Below are 23,327 nucleotides of genomic sequence, written 5' to 3'. Positions count from 1 at the left end.
TAGATCTGGTTGGCTTTTTATCTGAAATACGATTCTATTGTACAGAATACGATAGTGTCGGTTATAGATGTCATTTCATCAAGGCTATCGAAGTCGTAAGATACTTCTATTGCATCGTTAATGTTTATAGTTTCTAGCTCTTCGTAGTAGTCAAAATGGAGAAAAGTAAGTGTGTAGACGTTTTCTTTTGTTTGATATTGATATCCATAATGCGTTAACCTTTTAAAACCATCAGGGTGTCCAAATGCGTAAAAAGCCCAGTATGTTTCCCCATATTTATTTTGTTCAAGAATATAAATTTTGTTGTCTGTTATTTTGTATTTGGCCGATGAATACAGATCTCCAAAATTGTCTGTTATTTTATTTCCTGAAAAAGAGCAGCTAGCATCTTTTAGCCGTTCATCTATAGAATTGAGTTCATATCTGAAATACCTTTTAGGGTCGATGTTTGCAGTGTTTACTTCAACTCCACCGTTTTCGGAACCTACATACATCTTGAAGTTTGCAATCTTAGTTTCTTTGTAAGATAACCAAACGGTATCGTCATTGTCGCTACATGAGGCAAGGCTTAAAAGCACAATGCTTAATATTAGGGATAAGCATTTTTTCATAGTTCGTTTTTTTTGTAAATATAAATGTTTTTAGGGTATGGCACCGAATGTTCGAAGAAATTTTCTCTTTTTTATCTATAAACTGGCTAGCCATTAAGAGTTTGTTAATTGGGCTAAAAAAAGAAGAGGACCTTTAAAACTAAGTCTAAATACAAATCTTATCGGTTCAAAAATATACGATACAGGAACTATGACTTTCACAATTCTGCCTTTAGAAAAACGCTAAATATGTATTAATAAATAACACAAAAGGAATCCATTAAGATTCCTTTTGTTATTTATATGTAAAGATAATTTATCTGAAATACGATTCAATTGTACAGAATACGATAGTATCTTGTATTGATCTCATATCATCAAGGCTACCCAAATAATAATTAGATTCCATAACATCGTTTATATCTATAGTTTCCTGATCGTTTAAATCTTCAAGGTCAATATCGTTGAAATTGTAGCTGTATTGAGTCCTGTAGTATCCATAATGCTCTGATACTTTAAAACCACCAGTTCCTCCAAATCCAGCAAACCACCAATAGTTTTCTTCTCCAAAATATAGTTTGCCATTTTCTACTTTATAGCTTATTGTTCCTTTTTCTCCACTATAACTTACAGTAGCTTTATTTCCTGAAAAAGTAATGCTGACGCCTTCATTATCGTCGATTTCTTCTTCAAGATCTTCTTTGAAATATTTTTTAGGGTCGATGTTTGCAGTGTTTACTTCTACACCGCCGTTTTCGGAACCTACATACATCTTGAAGTTTACAATTTTAGTTTCCTTGTAGGACACTGAATCGTCATCGTCGTCGCTACATGAAGCGAACCCTAAAGTTACCACACCTAGTACCAGAGGTAATAATTTTCTTAGTTTCATTTTTTTTTCTGTTTTCTAAAAGTTTGTAATAAAGTTTATTAACGGCGACAAAGATAGTACGTTTTTTATGTATTGCAAATATTTGTTGATAAGATGAAATTTTCTTTAAAAATAAAAGCGAATCAAGTAAATCCCAATCCGCTTAGTTATTATTATATAGTCTTTATTTTCTTCTATTTGAGTAATAATTGTCCGGCAACTTCGTCGCTTTTTGCTTTACCTCTGAGTATTTCCAAAAGTTTCAGTGCAAAATCCATAGTGAAACCGGGACCACGTCCTGTTGTTATGTTTCCGTCAACCACTACGGGCGTTTTAATAAATTCGGCTCCATCAAGGTATTGTTCGAAACCGGGGTAAGCAGTGGCTTTCTTCCCTTTCAACAAACCCAATCCACCAAGAACCATTGGCGCAGCGCAAATTGCAGCAACCTTTTCGCCTTTTTGTGCAAATGCCAATACCGCCTTTTTCAATCCTTCATGATCGTTGAACTTAGGGGTTCCACCCGGAATAACCAGCATTTCGGCTTTTGCGAAGTCTACCTCGTTGAACATCATGTCAGCAATCACAGGTATTCCGTGACTACCGTTCACTTGTTTACCGTCGACAATAGAGACCGATTTTACGTCTACACCTCCACGTCGTAATATATCGATTGTTCCCAGTGCTTCGATTTCTTCGAAACCATTAGTCAAAAATAAATATACTTCTTTCATGCCAATATAATTTATGGGGGTTAATACTTATCTGTTATTGTTTCAGCCCAAAAGAAAAGACCTTAGTTCAAATTGAACATATAAGTAATTGTGCCTTTTTGGTTTCCTGTTTTACTTACAGCTATAAATTTAGTGCGTCTTGCCGCAGCAAGCGATTCGTTTTTCAATGTTGTGCTTGTGGTATTTGTTCCTCTGCCTAATGTTGCATTCACAACATTTCCCTGAGGGTCTACAATTATATCGACAACAACAGTTCCGTAATCATTCCCAACGTAAGTCGGCTTAATCAGTCCGCCTCGTCCTACACCTCGTCCACCTAAATCGTAACTTCCCCAGCCGCCTACGCCTGTTGTTTTACCATAGCTGGCATTACCTGTGGGTACGCCTTGTGTGCCTGTGCCTTCGGTGTTCCCACGGCTGCCTTCGCCCGATCCGTTTCCGAATAAACCGGCCATTTGCTTGCTTATTTCTTCTTTCTGTTTAGCTTCGAGGGAGGCTTTTTGTTCGGCTGCTATTTTTTCTTGTCTTACCCGTTCGGCTTCTATTGCTGCCTGACGCTTTTTTTCTTCTTCGGCTTTGTTTGTCGCCTTTACTTCTACTGCCTCTTCAATGTCTTGTGTATACACAGGGCTTTCGTTAACAGCCGGAGCTGCCGATTGTTGAGGTTGTGGAGGAGTAGGGGTTACGGGCTCGGGTTTGGGTTCGAAAACTTCAACATCGTTTGCCGGTTTGTTGTCGCTCCCCCGACCGAAAGGTTCATCGTCGCCAAAAGCATCGGCTGCATTACCAAACATAACAGGAACGCCTTCGAGGTCTTCGCTGTACGAATCGAATGATGGTTTTATGTAGTAGATTACAAGGAATAACACGAGCAGCAGGTGAAAACCAACTGTCCCTCCAATACTTATAAACCTATCCTTTGTCGATTCCATAGTGTCTTACATTTTAGTCGTTTCTTAAGCAGCTTTTGTATGCCTCTATTGTTTTTTCTAATCCCATGTACAAAGCATCGCATATAAGTGCATGTCCTATCGATACTTCGTCTATCCACGGAATATTGGTGTAAAGATAATTCAAGTTTTCGAGATTCAGATCGTGCCCGGCGTTCACTCCTAATCCCAGTTTTTTCGCAGCCATTGCCGCTTCAATAAAGGGTGCTATCGCTTCCTCCCTGTTTTTAGAGTAATTTGCAGCATAAGGCTCGGTATATAATTCTATACGGTCGGTTCCTGTTCGTGCTGCGTATTCTATAATTTCGGTATTTGTGCCTGTAAAAATAGAGGTGCGTATACCTGCCGATTTAAACTCATCAACTATGTCGGTAAGGAACTCAAGGTTCATAACCGTATCCCATCCTGCATTTGAGGTAATAGCGTCGGGTGCATCGGGTACTAGTGTTACCTGATTGGGGCGTACTGCTTTTACCAGCTTTATAAATTCGGGAGATGGGTATCCTTCAATATTAAATTCCGTCTTTACTTTCGGGCGCAAGTCGTACACGTCCTTCATCTTCACATGCCTTTCGTCGGGGCGTGGATGAACGGTTATACCTTCGGCTCCGAAAGCTTCGCAATCTATTGCGACTTTCAATAAATTGGGCATATCGCCTCCACGCGCGTTGCGTAGGGTTGCCACTTTATTGATGTTTACACTTAACTTAGTCATATACAATTAACAATCAAATCTATTTAAAAATATTGTAGCTGCTTTCTTTAACTAAAGTTTTTTTAGCACCTTTGTGATATATTAAGAAAACGAGCCATGTGGAAAGTATTTCTTATGTACACTTATACAGGCTTATTATTTTAATGAAAGAAGATACCCGTACAATATTTTCGTGGCAAAGTTACTACGATTTATGCAATATGGTATTAATCTGATAGTCTTTTTTTGAAAAACAAATAAACAATGGTTGCTTCCTTACTTTTTAAACCGAAGTATAGCAACAGATACTAACAAGACGCTCAAAGAATAAAAATGAAAATAGCAATATTCGGTAGCCAACATCAAAAAAAAGGACAGATAAAAAGAATTCTCGACATTCTTTCGGAGAATAATGTGGAAATATCAATGCACAAAAAGTTCTACGATTATCTTCATCTTAGTTTCGGGGTAAATTATCAGATAGCTGAATTTATTGATTGTGAAAATTTTTCTGCCGATATGGCTTTTAGCATAGGAGGCGATGGAACTTTTCTCCGTACGGCTTCTATTGTAGGAGGTAAAGATATTCCTATTCTGGGTGTGAATGCGGGACGGCTAGGCTTTTTGGCCGATATATCGGATAAAGATTTGGATGCTACTCTTGAAGAGTTGATGCTTGGACAATACAGGATTGAAGAGCGTTCACAATTGATGCTTACTACTAAGGATAAAAGCTTTAAGGAATATAATTATGCTTTGAACGAAGTTGCAATAATGAAGCAGGATACTGCCTCGATGTTGACCTTGCATGCTAATATTAATGATGAATATCTTACTTCGTATCAGGCTGACGGGCTGATTGTTGCTACTCCTACTGGATCGACGGCTTATTCGTTAAGTGTTGGCGGACCGATTATGACACCCAATTCCTCGAATTTTATTCTTGCACCTATCGCTCCGCATAGTTTGACTACCCGTCCGCTTGTGGTTGAGGATGACAGTGTTCTTACTTTCGATGTGGAAAGCCGCAACCGAAGTTTCCTCGTTTCGCTCGATGGACGGTCGGATGTGTTAACAACAGGAACAAGGCTTGAGGTAAAGAAAGGCGATTACCCATTGAAAGTAGTTAAACGTATAGGGCATACATTTTACGAGACTTTACGCGATAAACTGAAATGGGGAGCCGACTCGCGATTTGAGTGAAATATACATGCTGTTATTTAATAGTAATGCCAAGGCTTAGGCTAATAACATGCATAGTTTTTCCTTCCTGCTGATATTGTTTGATTAAACTGTCAGTATAATAATTTGTTACACTGTATTCAAAAGTAGATCTAGGAAAGTATAATTTATAAGCAGCAGTAAATCTTAAATCTATTTTTTTTGATAGAGTTTTTGATATAGCTAGTTCTGTATCATAAAAGAATGTTTCGATAGCAGTTCTTCTTGAATCGAACCATGTGTAACTTATATTATAAGCAACGTTTGTACCTTCTTCTTTAAGCGTGTAGCTTAGTTTAGGAGCTCGCATATATTCTATGCCAATTCCCATTCCGCCTCTTATCGAATATTTATTTGAGGATATTAACAATGCCGATGTGCCGAGAGAAAACTGGTTGGTTAGATGATTAATTGAACTTCGACTGTTTCTTACTTGCAGATCAAATATGTGTCCATCGAAATTAAATTCATTGTATTTGTTGAAAAATCTGTTAACATCGGTACCACTTTTACTTACACCTAAACCTATTTTACCATATATCTCTAATAATTCTGTTACTTGAAGGTTTAATCTGCCTGCTAAGAATGTTGTAGACATGCTGCGTAGTGTGTTGTTGATGTCTTTATCTTTATATTGGTTGTTTAACGGAATGTTTTGTTCGATCATTATATTCCCCGAAAATTTAAAGTCTTGTGCCTGTGTAGGTAAAATATGTACCAAGAAAAAGATGATGGAATAAACTATAATTTTCTTCATGAGTATTATTGAGGTGTGTTTAGTATAATTCTATTTCAGCAGTGTTGTTTTCTATAACCTTGTTATTGTGACAATCAAAAACAACTTTAAATGAATGAATACCTTTTTGGGGCGCTTTTTTTAGAATGAGTAGTAGATTTTGATTTAATATGTCTTTTGTCGAAAACCAAAATAAGTGGCTAATGTCGCTACCAGCAGGATAATCTTCGTCGAAATCGTTATTGCAATATATTCGGGGTTCAGGGTAAGCATTTGCAAAATAAATGAAATTAGAATGCTTGACGTAAAAACTATTACCTATAGAATCCTTATCCACAGCTTCTGATGCTATATATTTTATTCCTATTACATATGCTTCTTTCTTTATCGGGTCGTCAGAAATCAACATTTCTTTTCCTTCGTTGTTGATGTTAACTAACTCAACCCCGATTAGTAATAAAGATGGGTTGTCGTCAAAATATTCACAGGTTGTAGAACTGGATAAAAAGAATATAAATGATAAAAATAGATATATGTATAGTGTTTTCATGTTATAAAGTTTGTGTTTCGAAGAAAAGAATATTTGTCTGTTTTTGCAAGTCTTAGTTATTATTTTTTTGAGTATGGATTGAAATAAGGCTTTTTTCTCACTTTTAAATATTGGGTTGTCTTCCTAATCTGTTAATATCATGTGTTTTGTGTCAATCACTTGACATTTCGTATATCCATCATTCGGTACTTTTGCTAGTATGGCTGTGTTTGCTCTATATCGCATTGTCGGTAGGAAACACATCCTGTGCTTGTGCCTTGTTTGTTGCGCAGGTAAGTAAAGGGGGGAGCTTAAATGTCCTCATAGCTGGTTGGTTTTCAGTAGTTATTTGCGGTTATTCAATAATAATTTTATTGCTTTGGTATTAGTCGAATATGTCTTCAAATAAAGCTTTTGTTTGAATTTTGATTTTTTCCATGCTTATTATAGAGTTTGTCTCTTTTTGTAGGGAAGTCACTCCTTTGTCTACAAATCCGCATGGATTTATTAGTGAAAAGTACGACATGTCGGTATTTACATTCAGAGCGAATCCATGCATAGTTATAAAACGGCTGCTTCGGACGCCTATTGCTCCTATCTTTCGGGTAAGAGATGGTTTGTTGCAGTCTTCAATCCATACACCTGTTGCTTTTTCAATCCTGCTTGTCTTTATGCCGTACAAAGCTGATAACAGTATCATTATCTCTTCCAGATTATGTACATATTGTTTCAACCCTATACCGAAATGTTCGAGATCGAATATTGGATAGGCTACTAACTGCCCCGGTCCGTGATAAGTAATATCGCCTCCCCGGTCGATATGAAAAAGCGAAACTCCTCTTGAATTTAAAAACTCTTGCGGATAAAGCAGATTGGCTGAGTTGCCATTTTTGCCAATAGTTATAACATGCGGATGTTCGCAAAAAAGTAAATGGTTTCGGGTTGGCAGTCCCTTTGCTTTAGCTTGTATATTGTTGTTAAATAATTTCTCCTGAAACTCCCACGCTTTGCTGTATTCTATTAAACCTAAGTCTGTGAACTCCATAATCAACCTTTCCAATTACGTTTGTTAATGGTTTTAAGAGGACGAGGCTCTTTTTCGTCTATCGGGGTTTTACCGAGTTTGATGTGCATGATAAACCCCATGCGCAAAAGTATTTCTTTTTGTTTAGTCAGTATCTCTTCCGAAGGGTTGTTTATATCAATGTATACGGGGTTTTCTAAAGTGGAAGCAATGAATGCCGCTTCGTTGAGAGTAAGGTTGCCTGCTCCTTTCCCAAAATAAATTTGAGATGCCGCTTCGACCCCGAAAATACCATCACCTGTTAATACAGTATTCAGATAGATTTCGAGTATGCGGTCTTTGCCCCATAAATATTCTTCGAGAGTAGTGAAGTATGGTTCGAGGATGTTTTTTACCCACGAATCGTCTTTTGTCAAGAATACTGTATGTGCCGTGCGCTGCGATATTGTTTCGTGGTGGTTGGGTATACGTGATATAATAGAGTCTTCCCCGCTAATCAAGGAAAATCCGTCGTGAATATAGAAGTCTTTATCTTGAGCAGCCAATATTGCTACTATCATGTTTCTCGATATAGAATCGATTGGTACCCACTGATGCTCTACCTTAAAGTTGAGGCTGTCGCCTTTGGCATCGAATTTATAAAATGCCATTTGGGGTGTTTTTGTGACGTCAAACACACTGAAATATGCTACCCATGCCATGCTGAGCAATAACAAGGCTACACATAACAAACCGATGATGCGAAGAATAGTACCCCACGGAATAATTTTCAAAATATTTTTCATATAACCCTATCCTTTTACCTTTCCCGGATTTTTATTGATGAAATCCTTCCAGCTTGTAAATTTTTTGTCTGTCGATGGGTTGTTGGTCTGAAAATAATGACAAACGGCGGCAGCTAACCCGTCGGTGGCGTCCAGTTGCGGAAGCATGTTTTCGTCGGGTATTTTCAGATAGTTTTGAAGCATGTAAGCTACTTGCTCTTTTGCTGCTTTTCCGTTACCGGTAATAGACATCTTTATTTTTAAAGGAGCATATTCGAATATAGGAATATCGCGCGACAGGGCGGCTGCCATTGCAACGCCTTGTGCTCGTCCCAATTTCAGCATACTTTGTACATTTTTGCCGAAGAAAGGAGCTTCGATAGCCAGTTCGTCGGGTAAAAACTCGTCAATCAAACCTATTACCCGTTCAAAAATACGTCTTAACTTAAGGTAGTGGTCGTCGTATTTATTGAGTTGCAGAACGCCCATAGCCATTAGTTGCGGTTTGTTGTTTACCACCCGTAGTATTCCATATCCCATAACTTGTGTTCCGGGGTCGATGCCTAATATTATGCGTTCCTTCTCTACCATTTTTTTACAGACTTATTTCGTCCATCAGAGTAACAAAACCAACAACTTTCTCCCCAAATTTGTTTACAATTTCGTTGTGTAATTGTTCTCCTTCTGTTGATAACCAATGATTCAGAGTGTCGGTGTTTTTTACTTTCAGTTGTAGTGAATAGCTTTTTCCGCTTTGTTCGTGTTGTGGACGTATACAGGAAAAGCACGGGCTGTGTAAAAAGCCGCTCGAAACCGCTTTCGGGATATAAATCAGTGTCAGATGCTTGAAGAATTCGTCGTGGGCATTATCTTCCACATGATAAGTTGTATTGAATATGAGCATTTAGTTTATAGGTTTAAGTTTGAAGGCTTTTCTGTTCTTAATATATTTCGCCATAATTTTCCTGATAGTCCTCAATCGAACGTCGTATGACTTCGTAGGCAACTTCTACATCGTAAACATGTGTAAGCAGGCATTTGCGCTCGTTGTCGCCCGGTATGTCTTTGTAGGTGGTGAAATAGTGCTTCAGTCGTTCTATTACCTGAAAGGGAACATCGCATATGTCGCGGTAATTGCCATATATCGCATCGTTATGCAAAACTGCTATTAATTTGTCGTCGGCCTGACCGTGGTCTATCAATCTGAATCCACCTATGGGACGTGCTTTTACTATGACATCGCCGTGGGTTATGTCTTTTTCGGTAAGTACGCATATGTCAATAGGGTCGCTGTCGCCAACAATGTCGTGTCTGTCGAGTCGGGCGTTGCTTAGTTCGGCAACACGTTTTCCACTATAGGTTTGCGGTATAAATCCATATAATGCAGGAATTATGTTCGAATATTTTTGAGGGCGGTCAATGCACAGGTATCCCGAATCTTTATCAACTTCATATTTAACAGTGTCGGTTGGTACGATTTCTATAAAAGTTCTTACGATTTCGGGAGCTTCGTCTCCGATGTTAATGCCATGCCAAGGATGCGCTTTATGTTTGCTTACCATAAAAGTATTTGTGTTTTTAATTATGTTTTATGTTCTTTTGTCTTTACAAAAATCTAAGTTATGAAATTATGAGACGTGCTCAAAATCCGTTAATTTTCTTTTAGTTATTGTAGCAATAGTTCGCGCAATTCTTTTACCCCTTCCGATGCTCCCTTTTTTATATATATTACACCTGCCCTTTGCGCTTTTACCTCATTCGGGTCGATAAGATATACCGGAATTCCCGAAGGAGCATAGTTTATCAACCCTGCGGCAGGATATACGTTTAGCGATGTGCCTATAACAACCAATATGTCTGCTGTTTGTACTGTTTTTATAGCGTTTTCCATCATCGGTACGGCCTCCCCAAACCATACTATGTATGGGCGTAGTTGTGCACCTCTTTCGCAGGTGTCGCCAATGTTTATTTCTATATTATCGGCGTTCAGTTCATATATAAGGTCGAGGTACTTTGTAGACTGCACTTTCATCAATTCTCCATGCAGATGAAGTACCTTTTTACTTCCCGCTTTTTCGTGCAAGTTGTCAACATTCTGTGTTATAATGCTGATGTCGTAGTCGTTTTGCATTTCGGCCAGTTCAATATGTCCCAAGTTGGGTTTGGCTGCAAGAGTTTCTTTTCTTCTCATGTTATAAAAATCGAGTACCAGCTGCGGATTTTTAACAAAGCCTTCGGGGGTTGCTACATCTTCAATTTTATATTGGTTCCATAATCCGCCTGAATCCCTAAATGTTGCAATTCCACTTTCGGCACTCATACCTGCTCCTGTCAAAACCACTATTTTTTTCATCTTTAAAATCTATTTTTTTATAACATTTAACAGTCTGATATGCAAATATACCCTTTTTAGTAGTTGAAAAACATTAAATGTAAACTTAAAACAATTAATTTTGCGCAGCATAATATTATGCTATCATGTTTTAACCCTGTAATGTAAAGGGGGGATTATACTAATTAATTATTTATGGATAAAATAAGTTACGCTTTAGGTTTAAGTATAGGAAACAATTTTCTTAGCTCGGGTATCAAAAAAATAGATGTGGCTACATTCAGTAAAGCTGTAGAAGATGTGCTGAACAATGCTAATCCGGCTATGAGCTATGACGAAGCCAAACAAGTGATAAATGATTATTTCACTAAATTGCAAGACGAGAGATTTTCTGTAAACCTTGAGGCAGGAGAAGAGTTTTTGGCGATAAACAAAAACCGAGAAGGGGTAGTTGTGTTGCCTAGCGGGTTACAGTACGAAATATTAAAAAAGGGAGAAGGAAAAATTCCTGTAGCTACAGATGAGGTTAAAGTTCATTATCACGGAACGCTTATCGATGGAAAAGTATTTGATAGCAGTGTCGAACGTGGAACTCCTGCAACATTTGGTGTAACACAGGTTATAAAAGGATGGGTTGAAGCTCTCCAATTAATGCCTGTGGGTTCGAAATGGAAATTGTTCATTCCTTCCGACTTAGCTTATGGTAAATCGGGTGCAGGTCAGGCTATTGAGCCTAACTCGGCTCTTGTTTTCGAAGTTGAACTTTTGGATATAATTTAATTAGATAAACCTAAAAATAATCAGACTAATGAAAAAAATTCAATTATTTGTAATGAGCGCTATCGCAATTTTTGCGGTTTCGTGCGACGGAGGAAGTTCTGTAACAACTAACGTTCCTTTAAAGTCGGATGCCGATACGTTGGCTTACACTTATGGGGTAAATGTTGCATCTCAGGGCTTACCTCAGTATTTGTCTCAAATCGGAGTGTTGACAGACACAGTTCAACTTAGATTTGAATATGCCGATAGAATAAAGGCAGAGGAAAATGCTGATAAAAAACTTCAGCTAGAAAAAGAATTAATAGCGAAAATAGATTCGGTTCAGAAAACGAATGCTAAAAATATGAGCGACTTTATTTCCGGGCTTAAAGCCGGAATGAGCGTTGGTAAAGATAAAGCTGCATACCAAAGAGGTGTGGAGATTGGCGGACAGTTGAAAATGATGGCTGGTAACCTTTCGAAACAAGCTTTTGACGGTGATGAAAACCAATTGGATGCAGATCTTCTTTTAGCAGGAGCAGTTAGTGTTCTTAAAAAAGAAAAGCCGCTTGTTGAAAATCCTCAAGTGGTTTACGAAAACAAAATGCGAATGGTACAAGAGCTGGATAGAAAGAAAAAAGAAGAAGAAATGGAAAAAGAATATGCTCCTAAAATAGCAGAAGATAAAAAATGGCTTGCCGACAATGCTGCGAAAGAAGGAGTTGTTTCATTACCTAGCGGTCTTCAGTATAAAATTCTAAAAGAAGGAAAAGGAGACAAGCCTGTAAGAAGTGACAGGGTTAAAGTTCATTATCACGGAACTCTTGTTGACGGGACTGTTTTTGATAGTAGCATAGAAAGAAAAGAACCAACAACTTTTGGTGTTGGGCAAGTTATTCCGGGATGGACAGAGGCGTTGATGTTGATGCCTGTAGGTTCTAAATGGGTGGTTTATGTTCCTTACGAACTCGGTTACGGTTCGAGAGAAGCCGGAAAAATACCTCCATTCTCTACTCTTATCTTCGAAGTTGAACTTTTGGAGATAGTAAAGGCTGACAAGTAAAATAACATTTTGATATTAAAAAGCGAAAGAGGGGGATGTTTTCTTCCTCTTTTTTATTGGTATTGTAAGATTTTTCTTGAAAAATATAGCATATTAAAAAGAAATGTATATATTTGGTACAAAATAAAAGAAAAATAACAGTATTATGGATAAAATTGATAAGCTGGATAAGAAAATTCTGGAAATTATCTCGCAGAATGCCAGAATTCCGTTCAAAGATGTAGCTTTGGAATGTGGAGTGTCTCGGGCAGCCATTCATCAAAGGGTACAGCGCATGATCGAGATGAAAGTAATTGTAGGTTCGGGATACATTATCAATCCTAAAGTTTTAGGATATAATACCTGCACCTATATTGGGGTAAAACTCGAAAAAGGATCGATGTATAAAACTGTAATTCCCGAACTAGATAAAATACCCGAAGTAGTGGAGTCTCATTTCACTACAGGACCTTATACTATACTTATAAAGCTTTATGCGCGAGATAATGAGCATTTGATGGATTTGTTGAATAATAAGATTCAGGAAATACCGGGTGTTTCGGCTACCGAAACTATGATTTCGCTTAGTCAGGGAGTGAAAAGACAGATACCTATATCTAAGCCGGAGTGATTGTACATCAGTGTTTTATATATAGTAACCAGCCTAATGATAAGGCTGGTTATTCATTTTTAAGTAAAACATGGAGGGTAATTAACTGCTATTGTTAGTATTTTTAATACTTTTGCAGTTTGAACGTGTATAAAAATGGGATTTGTAAAAAAAATAATAGGAAACATATATGTGAAAAATCTGTTGATAATGGTAATATTATTGACAGTTATTATAGCAGGAGTATTGATTTGGCTTAATGCCTATACCAAACACAATGAAAGCGTAACTGTGCCTGTGCTGAAAGGTTTGCAGGTTGAAGAGGTTGCGGCAATCCTTAATTCTTCAAATCTGAACTATGAGGTGGTTGATTCTATATACGAAAAACGAGGCGTTCCCGGTTCGGTATTAGAACAAGTTCCTAAGGAAAATTCGAAAGTGAAAGAAGATCGTACAATTTACCTTATTGTACAAGCAAAATCGGAACAACTAGTGAAAATGCCAAATCTTGAAGATTTGTCGCAGCGGCAAGCTGTAGCTCTTTTAAATGCGCTTGGATTTACAAAGATACATATAAAGGAAGTTCCGTCAGAATATAGAGATCTGGTTATGGGTGCCGAATTTAAAGGACGGCCATTAGTTGCTGGACAGGAAATCCCGAAAGGGTCGGTGCTCAATTTAAAAGTAGGAGCCGGAGGCCTTGAGTCTTCCGATGAAAATGACTCCGATAGTATACATGTTGATTCAGAATAAGCTGCATATTCGATTTATATAATGATAGATCCGTTTGATGATATAGAAGATGTTACAGATGATGGCGATGAACTCGACAATCAGTCCGAAAAATTTGAACATTATCGTTTTGTAGCTGATAAAGGGCAAGGTTTGATGCGTATTGACAAATTTCTGTCGGTACGTATCGAGGGCATATCGCGTACGCGCATACAAGATGCTGCCGATGCAAATTGTATATTGGTTAACGAAATTCCTGTAAAATCTAACTACAAAGTAAAACCTTGCGATATTATATCCATTGTTATGGATCGCCCTCGCAGGGAAATCGAAATAATTCCTGAAGATATTCCGCTTGATGTCGTTTATGAAGATAGTGATCTGATGGTTATAAATAAACCGGCGGGATTGGTTGTCCACCCCGGGCATGGAAATTATACAGGAACAATGGTTAACGCCATTGCTTTTCGTTTAAAGGATTCGCCCGAATACGATGCTAAAGATCCTCGCCTGGGTTTAGTGCACCGTATCGATAAAGATACATCGGGGCTGCTTGTTGTTGCAAAAAATGCATCGGCAAAAGCACATCTGTCGGCTCAATTTTTCAATAAAACTACAAAACGTCAATATCTGGCAGTTGTTTGGGGGCAGATTGAAAGTGATTCGGGACGAATAGAAGGGAATATAGGAAGAAGCGTGAAGAACAGACTACAAATGACTGTCTTTGATGGCGACCAAGGTAAGCCTGCAGTTACTAATTATAAGGTGTTGGAGCGTTTAGGATATGTAACTCTTGTTCAGTGCGAATTAGAAACGGGGCGTACGCACCAGATACGCGTGCATATGAAACACATCGGTCATACACTTTTTAACGATGAACGTTATGGTGGCGATCATATACTGAAAGGTACTACTTTTACAAAATATAAACAATTTGTACAGAATTGTTTTCAGGTGTGTCCGCGTCAAGCTTTACATGCCCGTATGTTGGGCTTTGTACATCCTCGTACCGGTGAGAAGATGATTTTTGAGACTCCTATGCCTGACGATATGGAGCAATTGCTGGATAAATGGAGAAAGTATACATCGAACCGAGAATCTTGATTTTATGGGTAAGAAAAATATAGCTGTTGTTTGGGGAGGATACTCGTCCGAAATAGTAGTTTCGGAAAAGAGCATGCAAGGTATATACTCCTTTATTGATAAAAACAAGTATAATGTTTATAAGGTAAAAATCGACCATAATGGTTGGTTTGTCGATGTAGATGGAGAAGAGTTATCAGTCGACAAAAATTATTTTGGTTTTGAAATAGATAATGCTAAAGTAAATTTCGACTTTGCATATATTACAATACATGGTACGCCCGGCGAGGATGGCAAATTGCAGGGATATCTCGATATGCTTAATATTCCTTATTCGGCATGTGGAGTTATGGCTGCATCCCTAACGATGAATAAATATGTGTGCAACAAATATCTCAAAAATTTTGGAGTACATGTTGCCGAATCGATTATATTAAAACCGGGGGATGTATATGATATTAACGAGATAGCCGAAACCTTAAAGTTTCCGATGTTTGTGAAGCCGAATACCGGAGGTTCTAGTTTCGCCACATTTAAGGTGAAAAAGATTGAAGATTTACAAACGGCTATAGAAGAAGCTTTTAACGAAACATCGGAAGTTATAATAGAAAGTTTTATTGCGGGGAGAGAAGTTACCTGTGGTTGCTTTAAAGTTGGCAATCAGATAACAGTTTTGCCATTAACGGAGGTTGTTACCTCTAACGATTTTTTTGACTACAATGCCAAATATAATGGACAGGTTGAAGAAATAACACCAGCTCGTATTAGTGACGAATTAACGGCACGAATACAGCAACAGACAATAAAACTGTATGGACTGGTAGAAGCAAAAGGTATTATCAGAGCCGATTATATAATAAAAGATGATATCTATTACTTGCTAGAAGTTAATACAACACCGGGTATGACAGTAACTAGCTTTATACCGCAACAAATAAAAGCTGCGGGAATTGATATTACGTCAATTTTTACTGATTTGATAGAGAACGAACTAAATAAAAAAGCCTGAAGTTATGAACTCTAAGTTTGATGATATAGCTCCGGTATTAGACGATGAAGTAGCTGATACAATACAGGAATTACTTGTTGACGAAGGTTTTATGCATGCCGCTAAATATATTTTACCGGCGGGTATGAGTTGGGACGATTTTACCGCTGAAATTTCGAAATACAGAACGAAATTCGAATTTCAAGCCAATATGATATCTCCATTTATTTGGGCAGTGGCGATGAAAACAGCGTCGTCTATCGACTGCGGGGGCTTAGAAAAAGTAGATAAAGATAAACAATACCTTTTTTTATCGAACCACAGGGATATAATACTCGATGCCGGATTGTTAAATATATTGTTGCATCAGCATGGGTATAATACTACCGAAATTGCCATTGGAGACAACCTGTTTGTTTATCCGTGGATAAAAAAACTAGTACGTCTTAACAAAAGTTTTGTAGTTCAGCGAGGAGTTTCGGTAAGGCAGATGCTCGAAGTATCGAAACATTTATCGGAGTATATCCATTATGCACAGTCGTACAAAAAAGAATCGATATGGCTTGCTCAACGAGAGGGTAGGGCAAAGGACTCGAATGACAGGACTCAAGAGAGTTTGTTGAAAATGCTTGCATTAGCACCCGAGGGGGGAGCGTTTATCGATAATATAAAGGAACTGAATATACTTCCGCTTTCTATTTCGTACGAATACGACCCTTGTGATTTCCTGAAAGCTCAAGAATTTCAGTTGAAACGGGATAATCCGGAGTATAAAAAAACGCAAAAAGACGATCTTGTTAATATGGAGACCGGTTTGCTTGGATTCAAAGGAAATATCTTCTTCCAATTCGGTGACCCTATTGGCGATAGACTTGATCCTATTAAAGATATTGAGCGCAAAGCGCAGGTTGGAGCTGTTGCCCGTTGTGTGGATAAAGAAATACATTCGAATTATAAAATATTTCCATGTAATTATATTGCTTTTGATTTACTGGAAAGTGCGACTCGTTTTACCGATAAATATACTACACAACAGGTCGAAGATTTTAAAGCATACCTAAATAAGCAAATCGATAAGGTAAGAATACCAAACAAAGATTGTGATTTTTTATGGACGAAAATGCTTGAAATGTATTCAAATACGTTAAAAAATAAGCTTGTAGCTCTAGAAGAAGCCTGAAAAAAGTGGCAAAAAGGAAACATTTTTGTAGTTTTGTGAAATAGCATAATTATTACTTTCTGTTAAATTTACCATTTGATACCTTAGAAGTTATGATGAAAAATATTTTCGTAGCATTACTAGTTTTGTTTCCCGCATTATCGTTTGCGCAGATAACAAAAACAGACGAGGCCTTTACTGATGTTTTTAAAGTGAATAATAAGGTTGTTTTTATTAAAGAAATCAATATTAAAAACAAAACACAAGAGGAGGCATATAAGCAACTTAAAAAATGGACTAAAGTAAATTTTGCGAAAGATCTTTTTAACGCTAGTATGCATAGCGATGATGCTAAAAAGTTGATAAACGCAAAGTCGAGAATAGAGCTTGTTTTACCCGAAAACAGTCATGGCATAAAAGAAAGAATGGTAATGAGATATCGTTTAGAAGCATATTTCTTGGAGAATTTGTGCATCGTTGAGGTTACAAGCATATTATACCAAAACCAACAGAAGCGAAATACTAACTCGTTGGGGAAAAATATTGATGCCGAATCCTTGATAACTAACGAAGCTCTTGCTTTAAGTGACGAAAACAGCGAAACCCGTCTGAATACAAAAAAGAGTACCTTGTATTTCCTCAACGATTTAATCGATAGTTTGCAAAAAACATTGGAACAAAATTAATACTAAATACTATAGAGATAGTTATTGTAGTATTTGTTATTTTTAGAGTATGGGGATGGCTAATGATATGATAGGGGCGTAGTTAAGGTAAACTAGATAAGAAGATAAATAGACGGATTTTCGTCTAGTATAAAAAGAGGCTAAATTCTAAGTCTCTTTTTTTTTTGTCCTCCCTCCCCCAAAAATAAGTCTATCTTTTTTATAAACAGAAAATATGCTTCATGCTTACTTCGTGTAAATATTAAGAAGTACATGTTAAAACAATAAGCAAAGCGTATAATGTTGATTCTATTCTATTTCTTCAAACTCAACATATTCGCCTTCATCCTTGCCGAAAACCTTTTTCTTGTTTGCTGCAGAATTTGTATTTGTAGTATTTTGTCGAGACGATTGTTTACTGTTCGAAGTATTAAACATGTTTCCTCCTTTTCCGTAGCGTGCCTTCAAATATAAGCGTATCAACGGTAATCCTAATAAAAGCACAGGGATAAGGACAATTGCTAATATGAATAAAACTAAATATATTAGAAAAGACATATCAAAACCTTATATTTAATAAATAACCTACTATTTATCTGTTTTAATAACAGACGAAAATATTGATATTGCAATATAAAACAATACCCCCAAGGTAATACCCAAAATACCTAAAAGTATAGTCGCTGCTACAATAAAAACAATTAAAAGATATCTTAGTTCATTTCCCTTTATGCCAAAGCCTTTTGTCTTAAGCGAGAACATTGGTATTTCAGCAATCATCAGGAACGAGAAAACAAATATTAAAGCTATAATAAGATATCCCATAATTGTAGGGGATAACACCTCTGAGCCTTGTATTCCATATATAAAACTAATCCAGAACAGAGCATTGGAAGGGGTATTCAGGCCGATGAAAGAAGTCGTCTGCCTCTCGTCGACATTGAATTTAGCTAACCGAAGAGCCGAAAAAACCGCAAGGATAAACGCAATATAAGGAATGTATGGATTGATGACTGTCAATGGTGTTAAATCGGCTGCGTAGCGCGATAAATAATTAAATACCATAAGGCTGGGAGCTACTCCGAAACTTACCATATCGGCCAAAGAATCGAGTTCTTTACCTATTGGCGAATAAGCTTTTAGCCAACGAGCTGCAAATCCATCGAAAAAATCGAATATAGCCGAAAGTATAATAAAAAACACTACCCAAAAATATTCGCCCTGAAAAGCCATAACACAAGCTATACAGCCCGAATACAGATTGAGCGAAGTTAATAAATTGGGAATATGCTTTTTCATCTTTTTTAAGCTTTATCTATTGGTAATTCGGCAATTAACGTTTGATTGCCTGTTACTTTTTGATCCATCTCGACCAATATTTTAGTACCTATGGGCAAATATACATCTACACGAGAACCAAATTTTATAAAACCGAAATGCTCATCAATATGTGCTTCATCTCCTATCTCGGGGTAAGTTACTATACGTCGAGCCATAGCTCCTGCTATTTGTCTTACCAACACCTCTGTTCCATTGACCCGCTCTATAACGACAGTAGATCGTTCATTTTCGGTACTCGATTTAGGCAACCATGCAGCAACAAAGCGTCCATTGTGATGTTTATTCATTTTCACAACACCGCTTACGGGATACCAATTGGCATGGACATTAAATACCGACATAAATACCGAAACCAACAAGCGTTTTTCTTTAAAATACTCGGGTTCGAATACTTCTTCTATAGCTACAATTTTACCATCGGCCGGGGCTACAACCGAATCTTCGTGATTTCCATTAAACCGACGATGCGGACTACGGAAGAAATTTAATACCAATAAAAAAAGTATTGAAGATACGACCAGTACAACATAAGTTAGGGTGCATTTCTTGAACGAAAAAAACAACCCTGCATTTATCGCAGCTAAGGCCAGAAATAGTGTTATTAAAATTCCACGTCCTTCGTGATGAACTTTCATTTTACGTATTGACACAGCTTATTTAAGTTACATTAGCCTACAAAAGTATTCTTATTTGGCGAATATTCAAAACGCCAAGTTGTTTTTTTATGTATACTGATAATAAAAACGAGAAGTTACAGAAGCAACCTCTCGTTTTATATATTTATGTTATGAACAATTGTCTATTTAAAGTACATAAAGAGAGCTTATTGATTCGTTCAGGCAAACTCGTTTGATTGCATCGGCAAATACTCCGGCAACAGAAAGAATTGTAACCTTTTCGCATTTTTTTGTGTACGGAATACTATCTGTAAACAAAATTTCAGCTAAACTCGATTGATCGACACGTGCCGAAGCCGGATCAGACATCACTGCATGGCTGGCTATAGCGCGCACCGAGCGTGCACCATGGCTTGTCATTAAATCGGCAGCCTTTGTTATAGTTCCTGCAGTATCAACAATATCGTCAACCAAAAGCACGTCCATGCCTTCAACGTCTCCAATTATTTGCATTTCGGATATCTCGTTTGCTTTTTTACGCAGTTTATAACAAATAACCATCGGTATACCGAAATATTTAGCGTAAGAGCTTGCTCTTTTAGTACCACCAACGTCTGGTGTCGCAATAACCAGATTATCTCTGTCCAGATTCTTAATATAATCAGTGAAAATTGCCGAAGCATAAAGGTGATCTACCGGAACATCGAAGAAGCCTTGAATTTGATCGGCATGCAAATCCATAGTTATTAATCGGTTTATCCCTGCCGCTGATAACATGTCGGCTATAAGTTTTGCTCCTATCGAAACCCTTGGCTTATCTTTGCGGTCTTGTCTTGCCCATCCAAAATAAGGAATAACAGCTACAATGGAACGTGCCGATGCTCTTTTGGCGGCATCAATCATTAATAGAAGTTCCAGTAAATTGTCGGAACTGGGAAACGTAGACTGAACCAAAAATACTTGGCATCCACGTATCGATTCCTCGTACGATACTGAAAATTCTCCGTCAGCAAAACGTTCTATTATCATATTCCCGAGTGTACAACCCAGGTTGTCACAAATTTTCTCGGCCAAATATCGCGATTTGGTTCCCGAAAAAATTTTGAAGGGTACTTGTTCCATTGTCTTCCTTTTTTTATAAATGTTGTTGTTAGATTATCCGCAAAATTACAAACAATTATTCAAAAGATTCTATTTTGTCGAAAATTTAATAATCTTGCCCGAAAAAGCACTCAATTTTGCATCAAATTTACTTCCCAGTCCCTTCTTTAATGAAATACTCCTTCCTCCAAGCAGATCCTTTGCCGAAACATAATCGCCTCCTTTTATTTTTAGGTAATCGAAAGCTAGATCCGGAATATTAATCGTAACATCTGCATCCTTGTCGCCAAAGTTTACCACAATTAATATAAGTTCCTTCTTGTAGGCTCTTAGGTAAGTAAACTGTTTTGTTGGGTCGAATCGTGGATTTTCATAATTCGCATACATCAAATCGAAAAAGTTTCCCTTATAAATGGCACTTTCATCATTCGACAGAGTAAGTAGCTTTATATAAAATTTTCGAAGTTCTATCTGTTCGGGTGAAAGTTGTTCGTTCCCGAAATTTCCATTGTTGTACCATTTGCGGAGCGAATCAACCGACCAGTAATCGTAAATAGAAGTTCGTCCGTCTACACCGCTAAAGCCTTCTTTATCCATTCCTCGTTCGCCTAACTCCTGTCCCGAATAAATGAGTACCGGATTAGTATTCATTGTAACCGATACAATCATTCCCGGTATAGCCTTAAAGGCATTCCCGGCAAAAAAATCGGAAGCAATGCGTTGCTCATCATGGTTCTCCATAAAATTGAGCATACGTGGTTGTAGTTCTTCCAGCTTTTGCCAGCAAAATGTAATATCCGATGCTGGGCGTTCGCCACATGTAATACTTTTTATGGCATCATAAAGGCCTACTTTGTCGTACAGGTAGTCAAATTTACCGGTATAAGTATAGCTTCCGTACTCGGCCGGATTATAAACTTCGGCAACAAATACTATCGATTTATACTTGCTCTTAACTTCGTTAATAACCCAGTTCCAGAACTCAACAGGAACCATCTCTGCCATATCGCACCTGAACCCATCAACCCCTTTCGATGCCCAATACAAAAGAATTTCTTTCATTTTGTGCCATGTGTCGGGTTCTGCCGTGAAAAACTTAGCACGGTTATCCCAATAATTAACGCCATAATTCAACTTAACGGTTTCGTACCAGTCGTCAAGTGTTGGTTTGTTATCAAATTTGTCGTTTCCGGTTACTTTTGCAGGATATTCGATATATGCATTTTCTCCCTGCGATGTTTCGAATTGCAATTCAAGATTTTGTCCCGGTAAATAATAAAAATTATTGTCGGGAGCAAACCCTTGTGTGTTATCATCTTCACATCCCAAATCTTTTATCTTTCGGGGTTTAGCGTCGGAGTGATACTGACGGGCAACATGATTAGGCACAAAATCGATAATTACTTTCATTCCCGCTCTATGCGTGCGTGCTATTAGTTCTTCAAACTCAAACATCCTGTTCGCCACATCATCAGCAAGATCGGGGCATACGTCATAATAATCGCGTATAGCGTAGGGCGAACCTGCATTGCCTTTCACAACTTCGGGATTATCTTTTTGTATGCCATACCTGGTGTAATCTGTTTTCGATGCATGCTCAATAATGCCTGTAAACCAAATATGGGTAAATCCCATTTTTTTTATTTCAGATAAAGCTTTGCTCGATATAGATGAAAATTTACCAACACCGTTTTCCTCAAGACTTCCATTTTCCTTATTCACACTTTTTGTATTACCAAAAAGGCGGGGAAAAATTTGATAAATAAACAATTTTGATTTCATACTCATACAGATTTTTTAATTTTTGTTTCTTGAATAACTTGTGATGGTTGGGATATATTAGTAAGCTTTTCTATAAAATCTTTATTTTTTTCAAACGTACTCATTGCAGCCTCATAACCCAATTGATAAATTTCGGACGAATGATCCAAACTAAACATTGGATATTTTGATATACTTGGAGCTTCTATCAACAAATCGCAAAGTTTGCGATCTATCAATGCATTTGCTCCCGAAATATAATGAAACGATCGCTCGGCAATATAAAATAACGAATTCTTATATTTTTGTGTAGTGATAGGCGAAACATTAACCCCTATTATTTTTTCGCATTGTTTGCGGATTAACGACACAGGAAAATTTTTGAACAATCCTCCGTCTACATAGTGTACTCCATCAATTTCGATAGGTGTAAATACAATTGGAAACGAACATGACGCAACAACAGCAGGAATAAGCGATCCGCTATCGAAGTTTTTGGACACTCCGTTTTCGATGTCGGTTGCTGCAACCCTTAAAGGTATTTGTAATTCTTCGAATGTGTGGGCACGAAGATGTTTTTTCAGAAAAGACTTGAACCTGTCGGTCTTAAACAGCCCCGATTGTGGAAGCGTGAATTCGGCAAATTCTTTAAATGCTTTTTTCTGGAAAAAGGATAAAATATCTTTTGGAGAATGTCCGTCAGCATATAACACACCGGCAAATGCTCCGGCACTGGTTCCGGCAATAATATTGGGTTTAAGCCCAATTTCGTCAAGAGCCGCAAGAACTCCCAGATGAGCAAACCCTTTCGATCCCCCACCGCTTAATGCCAATCCTAACGGGTGTTTCTGTTTTTCATCCATATAACAACCTTTATAACAATTAATGCAAAGATAAGGTTTTTGCAAACTAATATTAATGTTTTACCCGAAATAAAGCACAGAATAATAAAACATTAATTCCAATTTTTTATTATATTTGGGATAGCATGGCGTTGTTATCTGAATTTAATAGGAACAGTTAT

At 37.5% G+C, this 23,327-nt stretch carries 28 protein-coding genes; 9 read left to right on the top strand and 19 right to left on the bottom strand.

Going from position 1 to position 23,327, the window contains the following annotated elements:
- Positions 1-17: 17 nt before the first annotated feature.
- The 5 genes from D0T53_RS00985 to D0T53_RS00965 all read right to left on the bottom strand — a co-directional run bounded on the left by D0T53_RS00985 (position 18) and on the right by D0T53_RS00965 (position 3,860).
- On the bottom strand, positions 18-611 hold the full coding sequence (locus D0T53_RS00985; protein ID WP_163264154.1) for a hypothetical protein: 594 nt from the start codon (positions 609-611) through the stop codon (positions 18-20).
- Between the two features lie 295 nt (positions 612-906).
- Entirely contained in the window at positions 907-1,482 is a 576-nt protein-coding gene (locus tag D0T53_RS00980; RefSeq protein WP_163264152.1) for a hypothetical protein, read from the bottom strand.
- A 173-nt stretch (positions 1,483-1,655) separates the two neighbouring features.
- Positions 1,656-2,195 carry a DJ-1 family glyoxalase III gene (locus D0T53_RS00975; RefSeq protein ID WP_163264150.1) on the bottom strand — a complete coding sequence of 180 codons (540 nt, stop codon included), beginning with the start codon at positions 2,193-2,195 and terminating at the stop codon, positions 1,656-1,658.
- 62 nt (positions 2,196-2,257) lie between these two features.
- Positions 2,258-3,127, bottom strand: coding sequence for a TonB family protein (locus tag D0T53_RS00970; protein ID WP_163264148.1), 870 nt, complete (start codon positions 3,125-3,127; stop codon positions 2,258-2,260).
- Between the two features lie 13 nt (positions 3,128-3,140).
- Positions 3,141-3,860 carry a pyridoxine 5'-phosphate synthase gene (locus D0T53_RS00965; RefSeq protein ID WP_163264146.1) on the bottom strand — a complete coding sequence of 240 codons (720 nt, stop codon included), beginning with the start codon at positions 3,858-3,860 and terminating at the stop codon, positions 3,141-3,143.
- 312 nt (positions 3,861-4,172) lie between these two features.
- On the opposite strand from D0T53_RS00965, the gene D0T53_RS00960 reads away from it, so the two are divergent.
- Positions 4,173-5,042, top strand: a complete 870-nt coding sequence (locus tag D0T53_RS00960) for an NAD kinase (RefSeq protein ID WP_163264144.1) — start codon at positions 4,173-4,175, stop codon at positions 5,040-5,042.
- A gap of 13 nt (positions 5,043-5,055) precedes the next feature.
- Here the strand turns inward: D0T53_RS00960 and D0T53_RS00955 are convergent, their stop codons facing one another.
- The 8 genes from D0T53_RS00955 to D0T53_RS00920 form a co-directional block, all read right to left on the bottom strand.
- A complete protein-coding gene (locus D0T53_RS00955; RefSeq protein ID WP_163264142.1) occupies positions 5,056-5,817 on the bottom strand; it encodes a hypothetical protein in 762 nt (253 codons plus the stop codon).
- 19 nt (positions 5,818-5,836) lie between these two features.
- Positions 5,837-6,346, bottom strand: a complete 510-nt coding sequence (locus D0T53_RS00950) for a DUF5034 domain-containing protein (protein ID WP_163264140.1) — start codon at positions 6,344-6,346, stop codon at positions 5,837-5,839.
- A gap of 364 nt (positions 6,347-6,710) precedes the next feature.
- Positions 6,711-7,370: a lipoyl(octanoyl) transferase LipB gene (lipB, locus tag D0T53_RS00945; protein ID WP_163264412.1), complete on the bottom strand. Its 660-nt coding sequence runs from the start codon at positions 7,368-7,370 to the stop codon at positions 6,711-6,713.
- A 2-nt stretch (positions 7,371-7,372) separates the two neighbouring features.
- Positions 7,373-8,134, bottom strand: a complete 762-nt coding sequence (locus D0T53_RS00940; RefSeq protein WP_163264138.1) for a transglycosylase domain-containing protein — start codon at positions 8,132-8,134, stop codon at positions 7,373-7,375.
- 6 nt (positions 8,135-8,140) lie between these two features.
- Positions 8,141-8,704 carry a crossover junction endodeoxyribonuclease RuvC gene (gene ruvC / locus D0T53_RS00935; protein ID WP_163264136.1) on the bottom strand — a complete coding sequence of 188 codons (564 nt, stop codon included), beginning with the start codon at positions 8,702-8,704 and terminating at the stop codon, positions 8,141-8,143.
- A 4-nt stretch (positions 8,705-8,708) separates the two neighbouring features.
- Positions 8,709-9,017 (bottom strand): DUF4286 family protein, encoded by a 309-nt coding sequence (locus D0T53_RS00930; protein WP_163264134.1) that lies wholly within the window; start codon positions 9,015-9,017, stop codon positions 8,709-8,711.
- A 37-nt stretch (positions 9,018-9,054) separates the two neighbouring features.
- Positions 9,055-9,675: an inorganic pyrophosphatase gene (locus tag D0T53_RS00925; protein WP_163264132.1), complete on the bottom strand. Its 621-nt coding sequence runs from the start codon at positions 9,673-9,675 to the stop codon at positions 9,055-9,057.
- 104 nt (positions 9,676-9,779) lie between these two features.
- The gene (locus D0T53_RS00920) at positions 9,780-10,466 is read right to left on the bottom strand and encodes an NAD-dependent deacylase (protein WP_163264130.1); all 687 of its coding nucleotides are present in this window, start codon (positions 10,464-10,466) and stop codon (positions 9,780-9,782) included.
- A gap of 174 nt (positions 10,467-10,640) precedes the next feature.
- On the opposite strand from D0T53_RS00920, the gene D0T53_RS00915 reads away from it, so the two are divergent.
- From D0T53_RS00915 to D0T53_RS00880, 8 genes are all read left to right on the top strand, one after another.
- Positions 10,641-11,225 carry an FKBP-type peptidyl-prolyl cis-trans isomerase gene (locus D0T53_RS00915; protein ID WP_163264128.1) on the top strand — a complete coding sequence of 195 codons (585 nt, stop codon included), beginning with the start codon at positions 10,641-10,643 and terminating at the stop codon, positions 11,223-11,225.
- A 28-nt stretch (positions 11,226-11,253) separates the two neighbouring features.
- Positions 11,254-12,267: an FKBP-type peptidyl-prolyl cis-trans isomerase gene (locus D0T53_RS00910; protein WP_163264126.1), complete on the top strand. Its 1,014-nt coding sequence runs from the start codon at positions 11,254-11,256 to the stop codon at positions 12,265-12,267.
- Between the two features lie 145 nt (positions 12,268-12,412).
- A complete protein-coding gene (locus tag D0T53_RS00905) occupies positions 12,413-12,877 on the top strand; it encodes an Lrp/AsnC family transcriptional regulator (RefSeq protein ID WP_163264124.1) in 465 nt (154 codons plus the stop codon).
- Between the two features lie 135 nt (positions 12,878-13,012).
- Positions 13,013-13,609, top strand: a complete 597-nt coding sequence (locus D0T53_RS00900) for a PASTA domain-containing protein (protein ID WP_163264122.1) — start codon at positions 13,013-13,015, stop codon at positions 13,607-13,609.
- 21 nt (positions 13,610-13,630) lie between these two features.
- The gene (locus D0T53_RS00895) at positions 13,631-14,692 is read left to right on the top strand and encodes an RluA family pseudouridine synthase (protein WP_163264120.1); all 1,062 of its coding nucleotides are present in this window, start codon (positions 13,631-13,633) and stop codon (positions 14,690-14,692) included.
- Positions 14,693-14,696: 4 nt separating this feature from the next.
- A complete protein-coding gene (locus tag D0T53_RS00890) occupies positions 14,697-15,680 on the top strand; it encodes a D-alanine--D-alanine ligase (RefSeq protein ID WP_163264118.1) in 984 nt (327 codons plus the stop codon).
- Positions 15,681-15,684: 4 nt separating this feature from the next.
- Entirely contained in the window at positions 15,685-16,839 is a 1,155-nt protein-coding gene (locus D0T53_RS00885; protein ID WP_163264116.1) for a 1-acyl-sn-glycerol-3-phosphate acyltransferase, read from the top strand.
- A gap of 92 nt (positions 16,840-16,931) precedes the next feature.
- The gene (locus tag D0T53_RS00880) at positions 16,932-17,504 is read left to right on the top strand and encodes a DUF4468 domain-containing protein (protein ID WP_163264114.1); all 573 of its coding nucleotides are present in this window, start codon (positions 16,932-16,934) and stop codon (positions 17,502-17,504) included.
- A gap of 288 nt (positions 17,505-17,792) precedes the next feature.
- On the opposite strand, the gene D0T53_RS00875 is transcribed toward D0T53_RS00880, so the two are convergent.
- The 6 genes from D0T53_RS00875 to D0T53_RS00850 all read right to left on the bottom strand — a co-directional run bounded on the left by D0T53_RS00875 (position 17,793) and on the right by D0T53_RS00850 (position 23,166).
- A complete protein-coding gene (locus D0T53_RS00875) occupies positions 17,793-18,041 on the bottom strand; it encodes a DUF4834 family protein (protein WP_163264112.1) in 249 nt (82 codons plus the stop codon).
- A gap of 30 nt (positions 18,042-18,071) precedes the next feature.
- Positions 18,072-18,782, bottom strand: coding sequence for a CDP-diacylglycerol--serine O-phosphatidyltransferase (gene pssA, locus D0T53_RS00870; protein WP_163264110.1), 711 nt, complete (start codon positions 18,780-18,782; stop codon positions 18,072-18,074).
- 5 nt (positions 18,783-18,787) lie between these two features.
- Complete coding sequence (locus D0T53_RS00865; protein WP_163264410.1) at positions 18,788-19,459, bottom strand: phosphatidylserine decarboxylase family protein; 672 nt, start codon at positions 19,457-19,459, stop codon at positions 18,788-18,790.
- A 168-nt stretch (positions 19,460-19,627) separates the two neighbouring features.
- Complete coding sequence (locus tag D0T53_RS00860) at positions 19,628-20,563, bottom strand: ribose-phosphate pyrophosphokinase (protein ID WP_163264108.1); 936 nt, start codon at positions 20,561-20,563, stop codon at positions 19,628-19,630.
- Positions 20,564-20,632: 69 nt separating this feature from the next.
- Positions 20,633-22,330 carry an alpha-amylase family glycosyl hydrolase gene (locus D0T53_RS00855; protein ID WP_163264106.1) on the bottom strand — a complete coding sequence of 566 codons (1,698 nt, stop codon included), beginning with the start codon at positions 22,328-22,330 and terminating at the stop codon, positions 20,633-20,635.
- Positions 22,327-23,166, bottom strand: coding sequence for a patatin-like phospholipase family protein (locus tag D0T53_RS00850; protein ID WP_163264104.1), 840 nt, complete (start codon positions 23,164-23,166; stop codon positions 22,327-22,329). The genes D0T53_RS00855 and D0T53_RS00850 overlap by 4 nt, the downstream gene beginning before the upstream one ends.
- Between the last annotated feature and the right edge of the window lie 161 nt (positions 23,167-23,327).

The sequence above is a fragment of the Dysgonomonas sp. 216 genome (assembly GCF_010501065.1).
Classification (GTDB): Bacteria; Bacteroidota; Bacteroidia; order Bacteroidales; family Dysgonomonadaceae; genus QVMM01.
Note: the sequence above shows the minus strand (reverse complement) of the source record. Positions and strands in the feature narration are given on the sequence as shown.